The following is a 2,823-nucleotide window of genomic DNA, read 5'->3' as shown; positions in this document are numbered from 1 at the left end:
CCCCCGACGGGTCCAGGGCAGCGCCCTGGGACTTTTCCGTTTGCTGTTGACTTCCGACCCCATGGGGTCCAGGGGGCACCCCTGGGACTTTTCCTTTCGCCGTTGATACCATCGGGCAGAGGCCTGAATCGTTACGTTTGAACGCTCACTACAAACAGAGGTTTTTGATCCTCCCGAACAGTCCTGGGGATTAAACACCCTGGACGACTCCCGGAAAAGTCAAACTTCTACTGTTACCCCGGCAGAGCCGGGGGTTTACCCATATAAATTGATCGGGTAGACTGTCCAACAGGATTTCTGCCTTCATCCCGACCGTGTGACCGCCATGAGCCAGCAGACCCCACCCGAAGAGACACCCCCTTTGGTCGATAATGAACCTGTCGAAATCAAGCAGGTCTATTTCACCGGCCTTGAAGTGGAGAACCTGCGCTGTTTCAAGGAGAAGCAACGGCTCAATCTGGCTGATGCCAACGGCAACTGGGCCAGATGGACCATTCTGCTGGGGGATAACGGGGTTGGCAAGACGACGCTGTTGCAGTGTTTGTTTGGGATGAGACCCGCAGCGAAGTACTTATATGAAACCGCCGCTGATGCTTCTGTTATGCAGCTATATCGTAATTATAACGATATAATATTCCATAGAACATTGATTCCTATAATTTGTAATGTAAAAAATGCTTACTTTCATGCAGAGGTTTCGTTTTATCTAGGCATTACATATACGTTTATATACAATGGCTATTACTATAATTATATATCATGTCAATACAGAAGAGAGTCGAATGGCAATAGTAGTTTTGGAATCTTTGATCCGCTTACACAAAATAATCGATCCATTTCCTGTGACGGCCTAGTCGTGGCCTACAGCGCCAACCGCTTCCTGCACAAGGAAAGCGGCAACGCCGAAGAGATCAGCAACGAAAACCACCTCCTGACCGAGGATGTCCCTCTGCTCAACCCGGAAACCTGGCTTCTGGATGCCGACTACACCGCCAGCAAGGATTCCCCCTTCCAAAAGCAGGCCCAGGCCCGGCTGGAGAAGATCCGGCAAACCCTGATCGATCTGCTGCCGGATGTGGAGGACATTCGCATCCTGCCACCCTCCTCCGCACGGCACCGCCCCAAGGTGGAATTCAAAACCCCTTACGGCGGGGTCTCCTTCAAGGATTTGAGCCTGGGCTATCGCACCATGATGGGGTGGGTGGTGGATCTGGCGGACCGCATGCTCAAACACTACCCGGAGAGCCCGGAACCGCTGCATGAACCCGCCGTGGTGCTGGTGGACGAAATCGACCTGCACATGCATCCGGTGTGGCAACGCAAGATCATGCGCCATTTGAGCGAACACTTTCCTCAAACCCAGTTCGTGGCCACGGCCCACAGCCCGCTCATCGCCCAGGCGGCGGGGGAAAACGATACCAACATCGCCGTGCTGCGCCGGGTGGGGGATCAGGTCGTCATCGACAACAACCCCGAAAACATCCGCAACTGGCGCGTCGACCAGATTCTCACCAGCGACCTCTTCGGCATTCCACTGCGGGCCGAGGCCGCCGAACGACTGATGGCGGAACGTCGCACCCTGCTTGCCAGGGGGCAACTCACGCCGGAAGAGCGGGAACGGCTGCAACAGGTGGAAGCCGAACTCGGTCCCCTTCCGGTTGGAGAGTCCAGGGAGGAACGGGAAACCATGGACATTCTCCGCGCCGCTGCCGATCTGCTGAAGCAGGGACGATGAGACATGATCCGCATCATCAAGCCGGCGGAGCCCCCTGAAATACTGGTCACCAAGGGACAAGCAGGCGCGAAAGCTCTCCAATCCCAATTCGACGCTACCCCGGCTGGCGAAACACCGTCATTCGACTTCAAGGAAAATATCTATAACGCTCCAGAGGTCAAAGAAGCCTTGCGGGCGGCGCAACACCGCAAATGCTGCTTTTGTGAAAGCAAGATCGACAACCATCCCGGCGACGTGGAGCATTTTCGCCCAAAGGCTGGTTATCAGCAGCAGGATTCAGATCCACTCACCAAACCCGGCTACTACTGGCTGGTCTACGACTGGTCCAATCTCTACCTCGCCTGCGAAGATTGTAATCGCAGTCAGAAAAAGAATCTTTTCCCCCTGGAAGATCCCGGACAACGCGCCCGAAACCATCATCAGGACATTGCTCAAGAAAAACCGCTTCTGGTCGATCCGGGACGCGAAGATCCGGAGGAGGCCATCTCCTGGGGGAAGGAGATGGCTGCCCCTATGAACCGTCGCGGACAATGCACTGTCACCACGCTTGCCCTGAACGAACGCTCCCATTTGGTGGAACAGCGCCTCAAGCATTACGAACAGCTCAAACTGATCCATGATCTGGCCAATGGTTCCTTAGCCCTGCGGGACGAGGCCGCCGAACGCGCCCTACGGGACAAGGCCGCCGAACACCTGGAAGAGTACCAACTCCCCTCCGGCGAATTCGCCGCCATGGTGCGGGCCGCTGTGCGCAACGGTTTTACCTGAGGCCTTTTGATAATACAAGACATGCACAGGAGCAGAAAATATATTGACAAGAACAGGAAAAGGAAAAAGGATAGAACATTTCCTTTTTTTGATACTTTAAAGAAAACATATTGAAAGGAAGAAAAACCAAATAATATTTCAGGAAAACAAAGTTGATGGTCCCCGAGACACTCTCAGGTTCATTGCCCGCCTCGTCGAACACCCCGATGGCCCCGGATCGGCCTGCCACCCGAGACCACATCAGCGGCATTGCCGCTGTTCACACCGGAACCGACCTTCCCCCCCCCCCTCAGCCTGGACAGCCCCACCCCACCCGAAAC

At 54.9% G+C, this 2,823-nt stretch carries 2 protein-coding genes; both read left to right on the top strand.

Annotated features, from left to right (window positions below):
- The first annotated feature begins 856 nt into the window (after positions 1 to 856).
- The gene (locus tag HQL56_19405; GenBank protein MBF0311684.1) at positions 857 to 1,735 is read left to right on the top strand and encodes an AAA family ATPase; all 879 of its coding nucleotides are present in this window, start codon (positions 857 to 859) and stop codon (positions 1,733 to 1,735) included.
- A 3-nt stretch (positions 1,736 to 1,738) separates the two neighbouring features.
- Complete coding sequence (locus HQL56_19400) at positions 1,739 to 2,503, top strand: hypothetical protein (GenBank protein ID MBF0311683.1); 765 nt, start codon at positions 1,739 to 1,741, stop codon at positions 2,501 to 2,503.
- Positions 2,504 to 2,823 lie beyond the last annotated feature (320 nt).

Source organism: Magnetococcales bacterium, from assembly GCA_015231925.1.
Taxonomy (GTDB): Bacteria; Pseudomonadota; Magnetococcia; order Magnetococcales; family JADGAQ01; genus JADGAQ01.
The sequence above is the reverse complement of the archived record's forward strand: the minus strand, read 5'-3'. Positions and strand labels throughout refer to the sequence as shown.